The following is a 19,941-nucleotide window of genomic DNA, read 5'->3' as shown; positions in this document are numbered from 1 at the left end:
TTATGCCAATTTTATCGACATGTAGATTTGACTTATAGGTTATTGGGCGCGGATTATACTTTGTTTTAATAGCAGTGAAAACTGCCTTAACCTTCTTTACCTAGATAAACTTTGGCGAAAGAAAGTAAAGGAAATATCACTTCTGTGGGAATGGCAATGTATTGTTACTTAGCCGCTGGTAACCAAGGTAACACTCGAGAAGTCATTGCTGGTAGCTCGATATACTCACCTGGTTTTAAATCTGCCAGGCGGATACGAGCCTTATGCTCAACAATATCAACCGCAAGCCCATTAGAAAAACTTATACTGCCTGAGGTGTTATTGGGAAACTCCAGTGTCAATCCTTCAACATCAGGTGTAAACCAACTGGCAAACATACCACCAAGATCTTCTAACATACTTTGCATCTGTGGTAATAACTTCTCTATATCTTGGTAATAAACTTTGTCTGATAGTGGTTGTTTAGTCATCACCACCATCGAAAAATCACACCGCATGTCCATCGGTGTTCTAACAAATACTAAAGGATTGGCTGATTTCAAATTGCTATCAAGTGGAACCACCACTTCTTTACCATTAACAGGCGACAACTCTTCGTATTTACCTTGTTTTTCCATCCAAACTTTTTCAATATCACATAACGATTTATCGTCTGCATTGACGAAGAAAAAGCCGACTTTTACATCTTCATGCCCTTCTTTAGCATTATTTTTTAGTTGAGAATACAACTTAGAATAAGTAAACATATATTCTTGAGCAATACTAGCTGAAGAGAATATCGCACTACTGATAGCACAAACCATTAAACTAATTAATTTTTTTTTCATACTTTACTTATTATTTCCAGTATTGCGCATTCGCGCGAATCATTGATTGCAGGTCGTTAACATAGTCTTGCCCTCGTTCCGAGTAGCGTAATAATCCTTTAGTAAGCTTGTGCGCTGTAGCTTGACTTAATAAATCCTCTTCTTGAGCGCTCAGTTGAGCTCTAATTTTACGGAGATCTGCATATGCAGCGTTACGATTTACATTCATAAAATAACCGTGTACTGATTCACTTACTGACGAAAATTTGGCGACTTCATGCGTCGCCCCTTCCACTCGTTTTAACGGAACTAAGCCACAGTTTTCTTGGTAGCACCATTGACCAAAATAGTTATTCGCTTCAATAGCGAATCGAGATGTTCCCCAAGCCGACTCATTCGCGGCTTGTGTTAATACTAGTGCTTTTGGCAGCACATTAACTTTCATAAGCATTTCATCTAGCCAGATCTGTGTCACGCCATCCTTAGGTAGCGGCGCATTGTACTTATCTGCAATCTTAGCAGCATACTTCTTATCAGAACCGTCAATCTTATCGGCTTGAAATGCTTTTTCTATCGCAATAAGTTTCTCTCTTTCTTGTTCAACACGTTGATTTTCAGCTGCAATACTTGGCGTCAGATAGTCAAAAAAGCTGGCTTTTTTGTCATTTACATCGGTTATTGCCGTAAAATCTGGAGCATCGCCTAACACATGAGTACTTGTGGAATCTCTATTTACCACGCTACTGATAAATAACACCAAACCTACCATTAGCAGCGCTGCGGCTGCATACAAAAATTTAGAATAATTACGCATCAAAAACATCCGATTCTTTATCATTATTTTGTTTATTACTTTCATTATACTGATCAGCTGTGTCACCGTTTTGGTCATCGCTATCGCCTGATTTAACCGAAATAACTTTAAGTGATATGCCAAACATGTTGCGATAGATAATACCCTTAACGTGGAACATAAATGGTAAGGTTATGACCAATAGAAAACCGTAAAAAATAGCAGACAAAAACAATAACGCAGTGACAATAAAATATAAGCTAACCAGAGGAAATATTTTTTTATTCACGGCACGAAACGAAAGTAATAAAGATTTCAAAGGCGTTAGGTGTTTTTCACAAATAAGCAAAGTGGCATTGCTAAAAGCAATAGAAAAATACATAGATAGCAATGGAATTAACATTCCTGCAAATCCCTGTATCGCTAAACTAATTAATGTTGCCGTTATCAACGGAATAGTAAAAGAAAGCCCTTTTACTATATGGCTGGTTTTAGTCTTTAAGCCAGCTATATGGCTCATTGCCATAAGAGATACTCCTGCAAATATCGGTGCAGAAATCACTTCATAACTGAAATTAGCAACAAATATGGCCGAAATAATACTGCTGTCGAAGCTTTCCGGGTTTTGAAACATATCTAACAAAACCGACAAGTCATTTATTTGTAGTTTCAACGCAACATAAAAAATCGCTAATTGGACCACTAATAAAATAATTATAGCAGGGAAAAATGCGACAAAGTTTTTCACGGTATGCTTCCATGCTTCTTTTAAAACATCGATAGTCTTTAATTCGTATTGGCCTGAAAGAGCGGTTTCTAGCGAACCACCTAAAGTGAAATTTTTTTCAATCTTATTAGTCATTTTTTATTCCGAGCAAGTTTAATAAACAAGTTGCTCTTTGCTGATACATTAATACTGCGCAGTATACTGAATTACACTACAATCTTAAAACACAAACTTGTTTTAGTTTATTGCTAGCATGCATTTTACCTAAAACTATACTCTCTTAAAGCATTAGCCGCAGATTCACTTTTGTTGTTATTAATTATATCAAAACTTGTTTGATTTATATTGGTTCGCAGCTATTATTCGATCTTACCTTAATTCTCATTATTTCGCTGATATGGAGCAAGAAAAACGTTGAATCAGAACACTTCTTCAACAAAACCAGTGGTTCAATTATCAAACATTTCAAAAAGCTTTGATGGTAAAGAGATCATTAATCAATTGACGTTAGATGTAAATCATGGCGAATTTTTGACTATATTAGGCCCCTCTGGTTGTGGAAAAACCACCGTACTTCGCCTAATCGCTGGATTTGAACAAGCGGATGCTGGCGATATACTTCTTGAAGGTGACAACGTAACAGATAAGCCTTCAGAAAACCGCCCCGTTAATACGGTATTTCAAAGTTATGCGCTATTTCCTCATATGAGTGTGTATGAGAACGTCGCCTTCGGGCTGCGGATGCAAAAAGTAGCGGATAATGAAATAGAACCTAGGGTTCTAGAAGCCTTGCGTATGGTACGACTAGAAGATATGGCTTATCGAAAGCCTCACCAACTTTCTGGAGGCCAACAACAACGTATTGCGATAGCGAGAGCCGTAGTCAATAAGCCTAAGGTTTTGCTTTTAGATGAATCTTTATCTGCATTAGACTATAAATTACGCAAACAAATGCAAATAGAGTTAAAACAACTACAACGCAAACTTGGCATTACGTTCATTTTTGTTACCCATGACCAAGAAGAAGCCTTATCTATGTCAGACCGTATCATTGTGATGCGAGATGGCGTTATTGAGCAAGATGGAACACCAAAAGAAATTTACGAACAACCCACTAACCTTTTTGTGGCTCGGTTTATCGGTGAAATTAATGTCTTTGAGGCTAAACCTATTCGCCGAATAGACCATAAACGCGTATTAGCAGAATTTGAAGGTACCGAATCAATTATATTTTATCCTGATGACTTTCATGAGGATGAAGAACTATTGGTGTTGTTACGGCCTGAAGATCTGCGCTTAGAAGAAATTAAAGAGTCAGAGAGCAGTGGCATAGTCGGCCACGTCATTGAGCGCACGTATAAAGGCATGACATTAGATTCTCTCGTACAACTTGAATCTGGTGAAAAAGTGATGGTAAGTGAATTTTTTAATGAAGATGACCCCGATGTCGATCACTCTTTAGGGCAAAAAGTTGCGGTAACCTGGGTCGAAAGTTGGGAGGTGGTGTTAAAGCATGAACAGCAAATTTAACCTACAAAACACTATTATCACGGTAATTGTTGGTTGGTTAACACTGTTTGTGTTATTACCAAACATAATGATTATTGGAACCAGTTTCCTTACTCGACATGAATCGAACCTCATCGAAATGACTTTCACTTTCGATAATTATGTTCGGTTGTTTGATCCACTTTACGCCAAAGTATTGTCGCATTCTTTCTATATGGCCGGTATTGCTACGGTTTTATGTTTACTCATTGGTTATCCATTTGCCTATATTGTAGCCAAAATGCCAACTAACTGGCGTCCGGTAATGCTATTTTTGATTATTATCCCTTTTTGGACTAATTCTTTGATCAGAATCTACGGTTTAAAAATTGTATTGGGAACTCAAGGTATCGTAAACAAAGCACTACTGTCTTTAGATATAATCGATAAACCGTTACGCATAATGTATTCCGAAACCGCTGTGATGATTGGATTAGTGTACGTACTCCTACCATTTATGATTTTACCGTTGTACTCGGCAATAGAAAAAATGGATAACACTTATCTAGAAGCTGCTAGAGATTTAGGTGCCAACAAATTACAAAGCTTTGTTCGAATAACCTTACCGCTGACTTTACCGGGGATCATTGCAGGATGTTTGCTAGTATTATTACCTGCTTTAGGCATGTTCTATGTTTCTGATTTGCTTGGTGGCGCTAAAAACCTACTAATAGGAAATGTAATTAAAAGTCAGGTACTCAACAGCCGAGACTGGCCATTTGGTTCAGCTACAAGTATTGCATTAACATTAGCAATGGCGTTGATGCTTTATATTTATTATCGTGCTGGAAAAATGCTCAACCGAAATGTGGAGTTGCAGTAATGAAACGTGTAGCTTCTTTTAGTTTTATGTCTTTAGTCTATCTTTTTCTTTATTTACCGATAATTGTTCTGGTAGCAAACTCATTCAACGACAATAAATTTGGTATGAAATGGGGAGGGATTACGTCCAAGTGGTATCAATCACTATTCAACAATGACAGCTTAATGCAAGCGGCAGTGCATTCTATAAACATTGCCATTTTTTCCGCAACAGTCGCAACGATCATCGGTAGCTTAACCGCAGTCGCACTGTTTCGATATCAATTTCAAGGGAAAAGATTAGTAAACGGTATGCTATTTGTTGTAATGATGTCACCCGACATTGTTATGGCGATCGCCCTACTCGCGTTATTTTTAGTCATTGGCGTCCAGTTGGGTTTTGCTACTTTATTGATTGCACATGTTACATTCTGTTTGCCATTTGTAGTGGTGACCGTCTACAGCCGTTTGAATGATTTTGATGTAAAAATGTTAGAAGCAGCAAAAGATCTTGGCGCAAATGAATGGATAATCTTGAAAAGAATCATCCTTCCGCTCGCCAAACCCGCTGTCATGTCTGGCTGGCTATTGAGTTTTACCCTTTCATTAGATGATGTCATCATCAGTTCATTTGTTACTGGACCTTCATACGAGATATTACCTCTAAAGATTTATTCAATGGTGAAAGTTGGTATTTCTCCTGAAGTTAATGCTTTAGCTACGTTAATGTTAATTGTATCACTAGTGCTTATTATCATTTCTCAACTTATATTGAGAGATAAGACAACAGCAGTAAAAACTGAACAAGATGGAAAATAAATTTAATTGCAAACCCGTAAGCTTGCTTTAAAATCTAATACACGCGAAATGTCTTTATACATGCAAGAGCTACATTCGAGCATCAATTTATAAATAAAGTTGGGAACACAATGAAAAACTGGTCAACAATATTCTCAGGCACTTTAACCGCCGTCACACTCGCTGCTGCGGCATTATCAACAGGCGCTTCAGCCGCTGAAGATGAATTGTATTTTTATAATTGGTCTGAATATATACCAAATTCAATTCTTGAAGAGTTCACCAAAGAAACTGGCATTAAGGTACTTTATTCGACTTATGAATCGAATGAAACTATGTACGCAAAACTAAAGACTCAAGGCGAAGGCTACGACTTAGTTGTACCGTCCACCTACTTTGTCTCAAAAATGCGCAAAGAAAATATGCTATCTAAGATAGATAAAAGCAAGTTATCTAATTTCAAAGGCATTGACACCAATTACCTGAATAAATCTTTTGATCCAAATAACGATTACTCTATTCCATATATTTGGGGAGCAACGGGTATCGGCATCAACACCGATATGATGGACTCAAATTCAATCACTAGTTGGAATGATTTCTGGGATCCTAAATGGGAAGGACAGCTAATGATGATGGATGACTCTCGAGAGTTCTTCCACATTGCGTTGGTAAAGCTTGGTTACTCACCTAACACCACCAACCCAGATGAAATTAAAGCGGCCTATAACGAACTGAAGAAACTAATGCCAAACGTTTTGGTGTTTAATTCAGATTATCCGGCTAACCCTTATTTAGCCGGTGAAACAGCGGTTGGCATGCTTTGGAACGGTTCAGCTTATAGTGCAAGACAAGAAGGCGCAAATATTGAAATAATTTGGCCAGAAAAAGGCGCGATTTTTTGGATGGATAGCCTTTCAATTCCATCTGGAGCAAAAAATATAGAAGCCGCGCATAAAATGATCGATTTTTTGTTGCGTCCTGAAAACGCTGCAAAAATTGCGTTAGAAATTGGCTATCCAACTCCAGTTGAAGCTGCCTATCCTTTATTGCCGAAAGAATTTGTTCAAGATGAAAACATTTTCCCACCGCAAGCAATTATGGATTCGGGTTATTGGCAAGATGAAGTTGGTGAAGCAAGTGTGCTTTACGAAGAATACTTCCAAAAACTAAAAATAGAGCAATAATTGTGGTTTGAATCAGTACAAATAGCTTTATGCTCTTGTACTGATTCAGGTTAGACACCGGATATTTAGGGGAAGAATTGTCCATTAATAATATTTATCCAGCTAGATTTTTTACACTAATGTTTAAGCGACCTGATGTTGTAACAATTCATTGACGAGCTTCACGACTTCTACACTCGCCTTACCAATTCTTTTTTCTGCAAATTCACTTTCAACAGCTGACGGTTCAAGATTTATTTCGATGGTATGCGCACCATGCATTTTAGCGTCATGCACAAAACCAGCAGCAGGGTATACAACGCCTGACGTCCCAATAGAAATAAACAAATCCGCTTCTTCTAGTGCTGAATAGATATCGCCCATTCGCAACGGCATCTCGCCAAACCAAACAATATGTGGTCGCATTTGCACCGGAATTTGACAACAATGACATAAATCCCCGGTGACAATATCGCCTTTCTGCTCCACGACTTGACCCGATTCTGAACAACGAGCTTTAAGCAGTTCACCATGCATATGAATGATATTTTTTGTTCCACCTCGTTCATGAAGATTATCAATATTTTGTGTCACGATCGTGACTTTACCATTTAATTCTGCTTCTAGTTTACCCAGTGCAATGTGAGCAGGATTAGGCTTGATATCTTCATTTTGTAATTTCTTACGTCTCTCATTATAAAATGTCTGCACCAAATCTGGATTGGCATGAAAACCTTCTGGTGTAGCAACATCTTCTATTTTGTGATTTTCCCAAAGCCCATCTTGCGCTCTAAAAGTCTGTATGCCTGATTCAGCTGAAATACCAGCACCAGTTAATATAACGATATTTTTATATGGAAATAACATTTCAATTCCTTCTGCCTTACAACTTGTCGGTTTAACCTAAACTGCGAACAACAAAACCTATAACCCTTCGCATTTAAATATAGAGAGTTTCCAGCAACGTTGGGTGCTTAAAGATCTGTACCGACAAGCTTATTAAGTCATCGAGTATTCAGGTTATGCTGTAAAGTCTAGCATTAAGGGAATACCACTGATAGTTAAAGGGTTATAGACTATGGTCGAAGACAGCAATCAAACAGATAGATAGAGACGTGCGCAAAAAAACGGCACTAGTGCCGTTTTTGATGAGACAAATGATATTTATAAGTTTAGTTACATTGGCTGCTATAAAGTGTAAAAATAGCCTAAAGCCTTAATCTTCATTTACTGAACTTATTTTATGAATGGCTAAATCTGCGCCTTTAAACTCATCTTCTTCTGATAAACGAAGTCCTAAGAACTGATTTAAAATACCATAGACAACACCAGCACCAATCAAAGCAACTGCAACGCCTAAAATTGAACCGAGCACTTGCACGGTAAAACTCACACCACCTAGACCGCCAAGTGCAGTTTGACCAAATATACCTGCAGCAATACCACCCCATACCCCACAAACGCCATGCAGAGGCCAAACACCTAAAACGTCATCGATCTTGGTCTTATTTTGTAAAAAGGTAAATAACCAAACAAATGAACCTCCGGCAATAGCACCTGTGACCAAAGCGCCAATTGGATGCATTAAATCAGAACCAGCACACACAGCTACCAAGCCCGCCAGCGGTCCATTATGGATAAAACCTGGGTCATTTTTACCAACAATTAACGCTACAATAATCCCACCTACCATTGCCATCAATGAATTCATCGCAACTAAACCACTTATTCCATTCAGAGTCTGAGCCGACATAACGTTAAACCCAAACCAACCCACGGAAAGAATCCAAGCACCTAGAGCCAAAAAAGGTATATTCGAAGGAGCAAAGTTGGTATGTTTTCCGGCACGTACACGTCCTTTACGCATACCTAAAAACATCACCGCCACTAAAGCTATCCAGCCACCAACACCATGAACAACCACAGAACCAGCAAAGTCATGGAAACCAACACCAAAATTTGTTTCGAACCAAGATTGCACTCCATAGTTTCCATTCCAAATCATTCCTTCAAAAAAGGGATAAACAAAACCGACGGTGAAAAATGTTGCAAGTAAAATAGGATAGAAACGTGCGCGTTCTGCAATACCGCCAGAAACAATAGCAGGAATAGCAGCAGCAAATGTTAATAGGAAAAAAAACTTAACAAGTTCATAACCATTACCTGCCGATAACGTTGATGCACTAGCAAAGAAATTTGCATCATACGCGACCCAATACCCAATAAAAAAGTAAGCAAGTCCTGAAACGCCAAAGTCAGCTAAAATCTTGACTAATGCATTCACTTGGTTCTTTTTACGCACCGTTCCGACCTCTAAAAAAGCAAAACCTGCGTGCATAAGAAACACCATTATTGCGCCTAAAAGTAGAAACAAGGTGTCCGAGCTTTGAGTTAACATTTGAACTGCGCCATGAACTTCGCTAGTAGAAATACTCATTCTAAATACTACTCCGTGTGTATTTGCACTGTATTTGTGCTTATTATTTAAGATCTAACCAAAACAGGTCAGCATTGTTATTCGCTTGTCCTTTTAAGCAATATATACGCCAGTAAACACAAAACTTCAGAGAAACAAGTATCTTTCATAACCATCTGTTATTACGATAAATATAAACAATTCAATAGAAAAATCCCAAAAACGCCACAAGTCGTATTGCCCCATGTTAGTGCTAAGCGCACCATATTAAACTCAACCAGCATGGTCACTATGCACTAAAATCATTATCAAACCATTCGACCAAATCAGTATCGGCAAGGTTTTATGTTATAATATGAACGTTTTACAAACCAAGCATGTATCCAACAGGTGCTTGATTAGTTGATACATTCACCTTGTGGTATATAAATAATTAAATGACAAATAATAAATTAAGTTGGGTAATTTTGGCTGGCGGACAGGCGTCGAGAATGGGTGGCTGTGATAAAGGTTTACTCTTGTTAAATGATCAATCTTTAGTTAAGTTGATTTATGACAAACTGACGCCACAAGTCACTGAGATTGCTATTAATGCCAACCGCAATCAGTGTGAGTACAATAAAATAACAGACGTGTATAATGACAAAATATCCGGTTTTCAAGGACCACTAGCAGGGATACATGCCTCGTTATTGCGCAATACAAGCCAATGGGTTGGCTTTACTCCTTGTGATGCACCCAACATACCGACTACCTTAGTGTCTCGTCTTAGCGCAAACCTAGACAATAATATTGATATCTACGTAGCTCATGATGGTACTTATCCGCAACCTGTTTTTAGTGTCTGGAATCGTAATATGTTGAACAAGTTAGAAAGGTTTCTTAATCAAGGAGATCGAAAAATGAAATTACTGTTCGAACAGTGCAATGTCCACTATGTCGATTTTTCTGATATTCCAGAAACCTTTGTTAATCTCAACACACCTGAACAACTGGACACCTACAACACGATCCCTAGTTTCGCACATACGACAAAGATTGGTAATATTTCAGATGAACAAGCCTAACTTACCACTGCTCGGCTTCGCTGCGTATAGTGGAACCGGAAAAACCACATTGTTAGAAGCGATTCTCCCTCTAATCAAAGAACGGGGTCTTCGTGTTGCTGTTCTTAAGCACGCACATCATGATTTTGACCTAGATACACCAGGAAAAGACAGCTATCGTTTAAGAAAAGCAGGAGCAGACCAAATGTTGGTAGCTTCAGCCAAACGTCATGTGCTTTTTACAGAAACACCAAAGCAAGAAGCAAGTTTCGATTATCTGCTGAATATGTTTGACCATTCTAAGCTTGATTTGATCTTGGTAGAAGGATGCAAATCTCTGGACTTCCCTAAAATTGAACTGCATCGTGAAGCGCTGAATAAGCCTTGGTTATATACACAAGATCCAAACATTATCGCTATTGCGTCCGATTCAGCTGTTGATAGCACACTCCCACAAATTGATATAAATGATATACACGCAGTAAGTTCGTTTGTTACTACGTATGTACATAATTTTCACAAGGCCCAAAATGACTAGAACCATTATATATATCTATAAAAAACAGCAAAAAACATTACCCTTTTCTTATGAAAAACATCGTACTATCCAAGAAGCTGTGGCTGAAGCGGAAGGATTAGATATTAGTGATTTTTTGAAAATGGAACAGCAGGTTGAAGCGGTATCGTCAACAAAAGCCGTGCGCGATTATCGAGATAATTACTTTAAAAAATTAGGTTTTGATAAAATAACGCTAGCTCAAAAAACCAATCGTGGTATTGGAGAAAAATAACCATTCCTTACCGATATAAATAACCGATAAGCCTCAATGATATATTAAGGCTTATCTAGCTAAAAACTGAGTTACTGAGTGAAAGCTGATTCAATTTTCGTTATTTGATATTTAAAAATGCAGCGCCACGTACACCACCAGAGTCACCGTGTTTGGCTTTGATAATTTTAGGGCATGTTGCGACTGATAATAAATATTTTGGAATACGTTTCGGTAATTCTTGATAAAGCAGATCATAATTAGATAACCCTCCACCAAGAACGACCACATCAGGATCAAGGCCCGTAAACAAATTAGCAAAACAAATCGCCACTAACTCCATAAAGCGCTCTACATGCTCAACCGCTTTTGCTTCACCGTCTGCTTGAGCTTGAATAATATCAATCGCTTTTTTCTTTTCACCATAATAGTGAGCATAAAGAAGTTCGAATCCACGACCAGATAGGTAGTTATCTAAACACCCTTTTTTATCACAACCACAATCAAACAAAGGAGCCACGCCACTATCGCCCAAATGAAACCATGCATCAATAGGTAAACGCATATGCCCTACTTCGCCGGCTACATTATTGTGGCCAGAAAAAACTTTACCATCAAAAACAAATCCACCACCAAAACCTGTGCCTAATATTAATCCAGCAACCGATTTTTCGTTTTGCAGATCTTCATCCCATGCTTCAGAAAGCGCAAAACAGTTTGCATCGTTTTCTAACGCTACACTGCGACCAATCGCTTGCTGAAGATCGGCCCGTAATGGTTTTCCTTTGGCCGCTTGAATATTGACAGTTAACACCGTGCCGTCCTTGGCGTTTTCCATTCCAGGTAGGCCCAAGCCAACCGTTCCTTGTGTGTTAAATTGAAGGTCATATTTCTTTACCATGTCGGCAATCGTGTCTATCAGCAATTGATAGTCATCAGAGGGTGTTTTTACACGCTCTGTCGCAACACGTTCCAATTTTTCATTAAACGCACCAAACTCAATTTTAGTGCCACCGACATCAAAGCCGTAATACATGTAGTTTCTCCCAAAAATCCGCTTAAAAATACCAATAAAAAATAAAAACTCACAAATAAAAGTCGATATTATCCATGAGTCAAGTTACGCATACCGTGATCTTGCCCTTATTTTGTTAGCTGAAATTAAATACGATACGGTTCTATTATTAAGGGCTTTTTAATCACGTGGTTATCTACAGACCTTTCAAGTAGTTTTTTAACGCTGGGCGAGTTAAATCTCTAAGCATACGGGTTTTGCTCAACAGATAGCTTTCACGAAATAATTCAAACCATGCTTGTAGTGTTTTAGCTGCTTCACGATCTCCTGCTATTTCCATGACTAAACTGGCTACTTCAGCGGTTGAGAGGTGGTGTTCATTATCTGACTTTCTCATTACGTATTCTGACACTTTGTCGGGTAAAATAGATAGCACTGGTAATCCGCTTAAGTATGAAGATTTACGGAAGATTTTTTTTGCCTCACGCCAATTACTATCGATAAAAACAAATAACAAACGCTTATTTTTTGTTAAACAATCATCACTCGTTTTATTCAGAGTCAATTGCTCTAATTCTAAAGGGCGAATAATACGTTCTGGTTCGGTAACGTATTGTTGTGGAAATACAATTACTGGGCAATAGGACGGAGACTCCAGTAATTTAAGTAACGCATTGTCTGGCTCCGTTCTATGCCACTGAAATACATGAGTATCTTTAATTACATCGGCGATTAAACGGCCGGTATTACTTGGTTTTAATACTTCACTTGGTGACATTAAAATAAGGGCAGAAAGTGAGCTATCCATATTAGGTTGATAATCACAGATACAATATTGTTGTTCAATTTGACAATATTGACAGCGTACAACTTTGCAACCGCGTGCGTTAAATTGCTTAGTCGATATTGATAATCTGTACTGTATCAATTTATGAACAGAATGAATTCGCATGTTTTTTTAAACTAATTAGTAGTAGCAAGTTGGCGCAATTGTACTTAGAGTATCGGTAATTACAAATACATTAGGTTTTACTTATGCAAGATTCTTCGCTTATTCGTTTGTCATTTTTTATTGGGTTTTTCTGTTTATTTGCCCTTTGGGAATATCTTTACCCTAGGAAAAAATTATCCCAAAACAAACTGATAAGATGGTTGAGCAATCTTGGTTTAATCTTTACCAATAGTTTTTTGCTCGCGGTCATCATGCCAATTTTAGCCTTTCAAGCGGCTTTAATTGCTGATAAAGAGAGCTGGGGATTGTTCAATTTAATTGAAATACCAAACTGGATGGCAATAGTTGTGTGCGTTGTTCTATTTGATATGGCCATTTATCTGCAACATTTGCTATTTCACCGGTTACCTATTTTATGGCGCTTGCATCGTGTCCATCATACCGATCAAGATATTGATGTTACTACCGCCTCTCGTTTTCACCCAATCGAGATCATTCTTTCTGTATGGATAAAAATTGCATGCGTAATGCTACTCGGTGCTCCAGCAATAGCGGTGGTCATTTTTGAAATCGTATTAAATGTCAGCGCCATGTTTAATCACAGCAATGCCAAACTGCCGTTAGCAATAGATAAAATCTTGAGGAAAGTTATCGTAACCCCTGATATGCATAGAGTACATCACTCCATCGTGGTCAAAGAAACCCACTCAAATTTTGGTTTCTTTCTCTCCATATGGGATCGTATTTTTAACACTTATATCAGTCAGCCAACGGGTGGCCATGAAAACTGTTTAATAGGGGTGCCTGAGTTTAGACAGAGTAGAGAGCAGTATTTAGATAAGATGCTGACTCAACCTTTTCGTTAAACATGCCTTTAGTCTATAAATTCAGTATTTGAAAAGCTAAAATGGCTGTTAATAAACAATTGATTTATAAACAGCCATTTATGAATTAAAGGCTCGTTAACATATGAATAGCATGTTGGAATCAATCGTAAACTAATTGGTCATCTTGGTACCTAGTTTCAACGGGCGTTACCATCAGAGCCGCACGTTGACCCAACGCTACCTTTTTGTTTGGGAATACCACGGCTTCTTGATCAACTTTAGCAAAAAGTAACTTATCACCGTCATGACCTAAGACTTGTCCATGCTCAAATTGAGTAAAGTTTTCTACATCGTCACTAAAGGTAAAGTCAAAATCTTCTGTATGTCGTTTGATGCACTGTGTTACTCGGTAAGTAATCAGCGGAGACGGTGCAAAACGATCTAAATTGTTAGCCAATAATCCATACAAGGCTTGGCTGAAGTCACTAATTAATCCAAGATCATTGTGACCAAATCGTGCCACCTTACCTAGTTCTACTGTTAGCGTTTGTGCTGAGAATTTATCGGCACTGTACCAACTCAATGTACTAGCGGGAGAATTTGACAATAATACTGCTTCTATTTGAGCTTTTTGAAGGAACTCAATTAACTCACGGCTACGGTTATTTGCTTTCGCTACTTTAGGGCTTACCGCAAAAGTGTAGTGTTTTGAACCACGTATAGCGCAATGTAAGTCCAAGTGCCAACGTTGGCTTTCTGCTGTATCTTGAAAGAATTCCGTTATCGACTGTTTAATATCGTTAGCTATTTTAGTTTCAACACTACTATCATGCGCTTTGTGGTCAAACAAGCGATTTAAATTTTCTTGTATAAAACGAGTATGTTGAATAGCTGCTTCGACATGACCGAGTAAAAAAAGAATACGATGTTGTACACTTAATTTTTGATTTAAAATGTCATCAACAAGTTGATCAAGTAGCTCCATCGGCGCAGTTTCATCACCATGAATACCCGCTGACAGAACAATCGCTTTACTATCTTCATGTACTTTAGAAGGAATAACTTCAACAACACCTCTTTTTAACACTCGGATCGTAACCCCAGTAGAAAGCTGGATCTGTTTCGGTAACATTTTATTTTCTATGTCTAAACTGTCATTTAAGAAAGATTGACGAAACAGCGACTGTGCCATGTGTAACTCCTCACTACATCAGGTCTTGTATTAACCAACGAGCTATAATTAGTGTAACAAAATTCAAAATAAGCCTTAGTAACATCTAAACTGTACATACATTACTATCCGCTATCTTATTTGAAGCGTCACTTGATAAGACATAAGAGAGTAACTTTCTAGACTTATTGAATCAATCTCTAATAAAGAAAATTCACCTAATCGAAGGATTTCTATCCGACTTCAGTGATCCAATCGGCTTTTTAATCTTCCATACCTTGCAATTTTATCTAATATTCAAAAAGCTTGTTCACAACAAACAAGCTTTTGACGTTAACAGACAACAAAATTAGGGCTAAGTCAGCGCATCAATCCGGTTTTATCAGCAACATCAGCAATAAGTGTTTTCAACTGAGAAGCGATATAATCTAAGCGTTGTTTTTCATGTTTTTCAAATGGATGAATTAGAATTTTTTCTGCACCTTTGCTAGAAACAATCGTCGGTAAGCTGACAACAACATCACTTAAACCATATTGACCTTGAACTAACGTCCCTACGGGTAAAACCGATTTTTCATCGATCAAAATGGCTTGAACAATCCTAAAGACACTTGCCGCTATACCGTGTGTAGTATTTTGTTTTTTGGTAAAAATTTCGTAGCCTGCTTGACGAACTTGATCGAGTAGTTCATCAGCATCAATTTTCTCTATTCCATTCATTTCGCAATAATAATCGGCAGGTTGACCCGCGATACTGATCAAACTTTTTGGTGTAAAACAGTTACTGCCATGCTCACCAAGCACATAACCAAACACATTTTTTGGATCGATTTCAGCCTTTTTAGCCACAATAGTCATTAATCTAGCCGTATCAATTAAGCAGCCAGCACTGATAATCTGGGATGCGTTGTAACTGGTATTTGCAGCGATAAAATAAGTGACAATGTCACAAGGATTAGTCACCACAATCAAAATGGCATCTGGAGCAACTTTCTCTATCTTCTTCGCGATATCAACACAAATTTTACTGTTGATTTCGGCTAAATCTAACCGACTCTGACCAGCCTTTATCTGTGCTCCTGCGGTAATCACTACAATATCGGCACCTTGCAACATGGCATAATCGTCACCTGCTTGAAGGCGAGTATTTTTGCTAAAAGTTAATGCGTTGGTGTGACTAAAATCTAGAATCTCGCCTTGAGCTCGTTCTTTATTCAGATCTAAAAGGCACAACTCACTCACACTACCAAGTGTTAACATGTAATTACAGATCCCGACACCGACTGAACCCGCACCAATAACTCCAATTTTCATATTTTCTCTCCATGAAAATAATAACAAACCAAACAAACAATACCCCAAATATATTGACCAAATCAATCAATATAACTACTTAACCAGCTATTTAGCAGAATGTTCTGCTACATGCGTTTTTGATTTACTATATTTAGTGAAGTAGTATCATTTGTAATCTGTATTACAAACTTATCTCTTAGTCGAAAGGCTATCTAATCTGACTTTAGATACAATTGACTAATAGTTAGATTACGTTATTGTTCTATTTTACTATCTACCGGAAAGATATGGATACTTTTGTCGCTAAACCAAATACCAACGAACATTTTGCCGATACGCATTCAAACGATAAAAAAGCGGCCAATAGCGTCAATGCGATTATCGCAGGCGCAACAGGGTTAATTGGTTCAGAACTGGTCAAACAATTGTTAGTCTCGAATGACATAAGTTCTGTCAGTGCTTTGGTAAGGCGCCCAGTCCCGATTCAGCATCCAAAATTGATCCAAATCCAAGACTCTAACTTAGCCATCACTCATTGGAATGAAACAACTCCCAAACCAGATATGGGCTTTATTTGCTTAGGGACGACTAAAAAACAAGCCGGCAGTAAGCAAGCTTTAGCAGCGGTAGATGTAGACTTAGTAACCCAAGTAGCTCAAACAATGCGATCGCTTGGCGTCAAAAAAATTGCGGTTGTGTCTAGCTTCGGTGCGGATAGTCGCTCTCCTTTTCATTATCTAAAATGCAAAGGTAACATGGAGGAAAACCTATTGGATCTGAACTTTGAGCAAGTAGTTTTCGTTAGACCTGGTCCATTATTAGGTAAAAGAAATCAAGTACGAAAAGATGAGCAAGTTTTGCAAGTCGTACTGGCGATGTTACGCCCATTACTTATTGGTCCTTTAGCCAACTTTAAACCAATCGATGCCAAACATGTTGCAAAAGCGATGATATTAGCATTATCAACTGCTCAATCGCCATCAGAGCCCTCCCTGACATCGAGTAATCATGGCTCAAATCTCGATGAACAAAATAAGCACTCATCACACAAAAACAGAACATTGCACCAAAGGTGCCGCTTAAATAGCTGTGAGATGATTAAACTGATCGATAAAGGATAAATTAAATTCATCTACTGAGCAGTTAATACCTTATAATACCGATCGATAAACCCTTCTGTGGCCGTTAAATTAGGAATAAAAGACATATTATGAACACAAGCGAACAACCGACATTCTTTTGGTTTGATTATGAAACTTGGGGAACTGATCCCGCAAAAGACCGACCAAGCCAATTTGCAGGTGTTCGAACAGACATGGATTTTAATATTATCGGCGAACCTCTCGTTATATATTGCCAACCGCCTTGTGACTACCTTCCTTCACCTGAGGCAGCGCTGATCACAGGCATTACTCCACAAAAGGCAATGAAAGATGGCTTAGCTGAACCGGAATTTATTAAGTTAATACACCAAGCTCTCTCTACACCCAACACAACAAGTTTAGGTTACAATAGCATTCGATTTGACGATGAAGTTACCCGCTTTACCTTATACCGAAATTTTTATGACCCTTACGCTTGGAGTTGGAAAAATGGTAACTCTCGTTGGGATCTGCTCGATGTAATGCGCACTTGTTACGCCCTTCGCCCTGAAGGAATCAATTGGCCAATTGATTCAGAAGGTAAGCCTACATTCAAGTTAGAGAAGCTATCCAAAGCCAATGGTATTGAACATGAAAATGCGCATGATGCGATGGCCGATGTTATAGCAACCATTGAATTAGCGAAAAAGTTGAAAGCTGCGCAGCCGAAACTGTTTAATTACTTATTTAACATGCGGCATAAAAGAAAGTTAAATGAACTTATTGATATTGTAAATCTTACCCCGCTAGTTCATGTGTCGGGTATGTTTGGTGTAAATTGCTCAAATACAAGTTGGATTGTCCCAGTGGCATGGCACCCTAAAAATCAAAACGCCGTCATAACCATTAATCTTGCTATGGACCCAACGCCTCTATTGGAATTAACGAGTGACGAAATTCGCCAACGTATGTACACAAAACGCGATGAGCTATTACCCAATCAGTTGCCAATTCCACTAAAATTAGTGCATTTAAATAAGTGCCCTATTCTTGCTCCTGCTAAAACATTAACTTCAGATAACGCTGAGCGTATCGGTATCAATAGAGAGCAGTGTCTACAGAATCTATCCTTAATAAAAAACCATCCTGAGATTCGAGAAAAGCTAGTCGATCTATATTCTGTTGAAAGAGAGTATCCAGATAACCAAAACGTCGATAGCCAGCTTTACTCCGGTTTTTTCACCCCAGCAGATCGAACGGCGATGGACATTATCCTTGAAACAAAACCAGAAAATCTCGCGGCTTTGGATATTCAGTTTGGTGACAAACGAATTGCTCCTTTGTTGTTCAATTATCAAGCAAGAAACTACCTTGAGACTTTAGATGAACAACAACAACTACGCTGGGCAAGCACCTGCAGAGACTATTTTGAAGCTTCATTGCCCGATTATATTTTAAATTTAGAAAACCTAGCTCATGAGCATGAAAACGATGAGAAAAAAATGCGCATTTTGAAGTCTGTTTATAATTATGTAGAACAATTGGTTTCCTAACATCGTAAAACAACTAGATTTTTTAACATCCCGAATAATTAGAGTCTTATTAAACAATGATACAAACGCTACTAAAATACATCTTTTCTCTTGCAATGATTTTACTCGCATTGTCGCTTGGCAATATAATTCAGCATTGGTTAAATATCTCTGTCCCGGGTAGCATTATTGGGATGATATTACTTTTTTTAGCCATGATGAGTGGCATTATTTCACCAGAATGGATAAAACCAACAGCCAATGTATTTATTCGCTATATGGTCATATTGTTTATCCCAATCAGTGTTGGTTTAATCGACCATTATGAAATGCTTGCTAACAACGCTTTTCCAATTTTAGTTAGCGTGGTCGGAGGCACCCTAGTTATGATAGTGTTCCTCGCTTTGGTTTTACAAAAAAGTTTAAAGGAAGATTCATGATTTGGGCATGGGTTACGGTCGGTACATTTTTTATTGCTAGAGCTGCAGCAAAAAAACTCAATAACCCATTAGCTAATCCATTAGTAATTAGTTTAATGATTATAATTCCAGTTTTGTTGTTATTGGATATCCCGTATGTTGAGTACCAGAAAGACAACGAAATTTTTGTTTATTTACTCCAACCGGCAGTAGTCGCGCTTGCTTATCCTCTATACGAACAATTTCCCTCTATTAAACAAAACTGGAAAATTATTTTTCTTGCTTGCGGAATAGGCAGTGCGTTATCTATGTTTAGTTCTGCGACCATTGCAGTCTTGCTTGAAACAGATATGTCGTTGGTGGCGAGTATTATGGGTAAATCGGTCACGACTCCGATTGCAATGGAAATATCGAGTCACCTAGGTGGAGAACCTGCTATAGCTGCTATTCTAGTTCTTATTGTTGGTGCATTTGGTGCAATATTCGCTTATCCAATTTATCAAATATTAAACGTAACTCACCCTATTGCAAGAGGATTGACCATGGGTACAGTATCTCATGCATTGGGAACGGCAACCTGCATAGAAAAAGATCCTAAGGATGGTGCATTTAGTTCACTGGCACTCGTACTATGCGGTGTAATCACCTCTATTCTTGCCCCAGTAATCTATAGTTACATAGAGTGGTTAAACGTGTTGATTAACGGTTAAACGCCAAATCAACCACTGAATATAAACTTGGCTTGTGTTCAGTAACTAAATAGCTCAGAATGCGCG

At 38.2% G+C, this 19,941-nt stretch carries 20 protein-coding genes and 1 pseudogene; 12 read left to right on the top strand and 9 right to left on the bottom strand.

Annotated features, from left to right (window positions below; all coding sequences use genetic code 11):
- Positions 1-164: 164 nt before the first annotated feature.
- From R3X26_RS07990 to R3X26_RS07980, 3 genes are read right to left on the bottom strand one after another with little or no spacing between them, the layout of a single operon-like run.
- Entirely contained in the window at positions 165-827 is a 663-nt protein-coding gene (locus tag R3X26_RS07990) for a DUF2987 domain-containing protein (protein WP_317716708.1), read from the bottom strand.
- A 10-nt stretch (positions 828-837) separates the two neighbouring features.
- Positions 838-1,620, bottom strand: a complete 783-nt coding sequence (locus R3X26_RS07985) for a glucosaminidase domain-containing protein (protein WP_317716706.1) — start codon at positions 1,618-1,620, stop codon at positions 838-840.
- Positions 1,613-2,461 carry a hypothetical protein gene (locus tag R3X26_RS07980; protein ID WP_317716704.1) on the bottom strand — a complete coding sequence of 283 codons (849 nt, stop codon included), beginning with the start codon at positions 2,459-2,461 and terminating at the stop codon, positions 1,613-1,615. Before R3X26_RS07980 ends, R3X26_RS07985 begins: the two co-directional genes overlap by 8 nt.
- Before the next feature lie 279 nt (positions 2,462-2,740).
- Between R3X26_RS07980 and potA the strand changes: the two genes are divergently transcribed.
- The 4 genes from potA (at position 2,741) to R3X26_RS07960 (ending at position 6,660) form a co-directional block, all read left to right on the top strand.
- Complete coding sequence (potA, locus tag R3X26_RS07975; protein WP_317716702.1) at positions 2,741-3,856, top strand: spermidine/putrescine ABC transporter ATP-binding protein PotA; 1,116 nt, start codon at positions 2,741-2,743, stop codon at positions 3,854-3,856.
- Positions 3,840-4,697, top strand: coding sequence for a spermidine/putrescine ABC transporter permease PotB (gene potB, locus R3X26_RS07970; protein WP_317716701.1), 858 nt, complete (start codon positions 3,840-3,842; stop codon positions 4,695-4,697). The genes potA and potB overlap by 17 nt, the downstream gene beginning before the upstream one ends.
- Entirely contained in the window at positions 4,697-5,494 is a 798-nt protein-coding gene (gene potC, locus R3X26_RS07965) for a spermidine/putrescine ABC transporter permease PotC (RefSeq protein WP_317716700.1), read from the top strand. Before potB ends, potC begins: the two co-directional genes overlap by 1 nt.
- A 110-nt stretch (positions 5,495-5,604) precedes the next feature.
- On the top strand, positions 5,605-6,660 hold the full coding sequence (locus R3X26_RS07960) for an extracellular solute-binding protein (RefSeq protein ID WP_317716699.1): 1,056 nt from the start codon (positions 5,605-5,607) through the stop codon (positions 6,658-6,660).
- Positions 6,661-6,783: 123 nt separating this feature from the next.
- Here the strand turns inward: R3X26_RS07960 and cobB are convergent, their stop codons facing one another.
- Both cobB and R3X26_RS07950 read right to left on the bottom strand, forming a co-directional pair.
- Positions 6,784-7,506 carry a Sir2 family NAD+-dependent deacetylase gene (gene cobB, locus R3X26_RS07955; RefSeq protein ID WP_317716698.1) on the bottom strand — a complete coding sequence of 241 codons (723 nt, stop codon included), beginning with the start codon at positions 7,504-7,506 and terminating at the stop codon, positions 6,784-6,786.
- A 349-nt stretch (positions 7,507-7,855) separates the two neighbouring features.
- Positions 7,856-9,076: an ammonium transporter gene (locus tag R3X26_RS07950; protein WP_317716697.1), complete on the bottom strand. Its 1,221-nt coding sequence runs from the start codon at positions 9,074-9,076 to the stop codon at positions 7,856-7,858.
- 416 nt (positions 9,077-9,492) lie between these two features.
- Between R3X26_RS07950 and mobA the strand changes: the two genes are divergently transcribed.
- The 3 genes and pseudogenes from mobA to R3X26_RS07935 all read left to right on the top strand — a co-directional run bounded on the left by mobA (position 9,493) and on the right by R3X26_RS07935 (position 10,892).
- Positions 9,493-10,122 carry a molybdenum cofactor guanylyltransferase MobA gene (mobA, locus tag R3X26_RS07945; RefSeq protein ID WP_317716695.1) on the top strand — a complete coding sequence of 210 codons (630 nt, stop codon included), beginning with the start codon at positions 9,493-9,495 and terminating at the stop codon, positions 10,120-10,122.
- Positions 10,109-10,624 (top strand): annotated as a pseudogene (gene mobB, locus R3X26_RS07940) (molybdopterin-guanine dinucleotide biosynthesis protein B); the annotation flags it as partial. The gene mobA and the pseudogene mobB, both read left to right, overlap by 14 nt.
- A 7-nt stretch (positions 10,625-10,631) precedes the next feature.
- Positions 10,632-10,892 (top strand): DUF2960 family protein, encoded by a 261-nt coding sequence (locus R3X26_RS07935; protein ID WP_317716693.1) that lies wholly within the window; start codon positions 10,632-10,634, stop codon positions 10,890-10,892.
- A 100-nt stretch (positions 10,893-10,992) separates the two neighbouring features.
- Here R3X26_RS07935 and nagK read toward each other — a convergent pair whose 3' ends face one another.
- Both nagK and R3X26_RS07925 read right to left on the bottom strand, forming a co-directional pair.
- Complete coding sequence (nagK, locus tag R3X26_RS07930; RefSeq protein WP_317716692.1) at positions 10,993-11,907, bottom strand: N-acetylglucosamine kinase; 915 nt, start codon at positions 11,905-11,907, stop codon at positions 10,993-10,995.
- Positions 11,908-12,082: 175 nt separating this feature from the next.
- Entirely contained in the window at positions 12,083-12,838 is a 756-nt protein-coding gene (locus tag R3X26_RS07925; protein WP_317716690.1) for a tRNA-uridine aminocarboxypropyltransferase, read from the bottom strand.
- Between the two features lie 83 nt (positions 12,839-12,921).
- On the opposite strand from R3X26_RS07925, the gene R3X26_RS07920 reads away from it, so the two are divergent.
- Positions 12,922-13,704 (top strand): sterol desaturase family protein, encoded by a 783-nt coding sequence (locus tag R3X26_RS07920; protein ID WP_317716688.1) that lies wholly within the window; start codon positions 12,922-12,924, stop codon positions 13,702-13,704.
- A gap of 121 nt (positions 13,705-13,825) precedes the next feature.
- Here the strand turns inward: R3X26_RS07920 and R3X26_RS07915 are convergent, their stop codons facing one another.
- Positions 13,826-14,857: a succinylglutamate desuccinylase gene (locus tag R3X26_RS07915; protein ID WP_317716687.1), complete on the bottom strand. Its 1,032-nt coding sequence runs from the start codon at positions 14,855-14,857 to the stop codon at positions 13,826-13,828.
- A 339-nt stretch (positions 14,858-15,196) separates the two neighbouring features.
- Positions 15,197-16,150: a lactate/malate family dehydrogenase gene (locus tag R3X26_RS07910; protein WP_317716685.1), complete on the bottom strand. Its 954-nt coding sequence runs from the start codon at positions 16,148-16,150 to the stop codon at positions 15,197-15,199.
- 269 nt (positions 16,151-16,419) lie between these two features.
- On the opposite strand from R3X26_RS07910, the gene R3X26_RS07905 reads away from it, so the two are divergent.
- The 4 genes from R3X26_RS07905 (at position 16,420) to R3X26_RS07890 (ending at position 19,875) form a co-directional block, all read left to right on the top strand.
- The gene (locus R3X26_RS07905; protein WP_317716684.1) at positions 16,420-17,253 is read left to right on the top strand and encodes an NAD(P)H-binding protein; all 834 of its coding nucleotides are present in this window, start codon (positions 16,420-16,422) and stop codon (positions 17,251-17,253) included.
- An 89-nt stretch (positions 17,254-17,342) separates the two neighbouring features.
- Complete coding sequence (gene sbcB, locus R3X26_RS07900) at positions 17,343-18,767, top strand: exodeoxyribonuclease I (RefSeq protein WP_317716682.1); 1,425 nt, start codon at positions 17,343-17,345, stop codon at positions 18,765-18,767.
- A 56-nt stretch (positions 18,768-18,823) separates the two neighbouring features.
- On the top strand, positions 18,824-19,186 hold the full coding sequence (locus R3X26_RS07895; protein WP_317716680.1) for a CidA/LrgA family protein: 363 nt from the start codon (positions 18,824-18,826) through the stop codon (positions 19,184-19,186).
- Positions 19,186-19,875: an LrgB family protein gene (locus R3X26_RS07890; RefSeq protein WP_317716826.1), complete on the top strand. Its 690-nt coding sequence runs from the start codon at positions 19,186-19,188 to the stop codon at positions 19,873-19,875. Before R3X26_RS07895 ends, R3X26_RS07890 begins: the two co-directional genes overlap by 1 nt.
- Positions 19,876-19,941: the final 66 nt, after the last annotated feature.

Origin of the sequence: Vibrio sp. TH_r3 (assembly GCF_033101115.1) — a bacterium.
In the GTDB taxonomy this organism is placed as follows: domain Bacteria; phylum Pseudomonadota; class Gammaproteobacteria; order Enterobacterales; family Vibrionaceae; genus Vibrio.
This window is presented reverse-complemented; position numbering and strand designations above follow the sequence as displayed.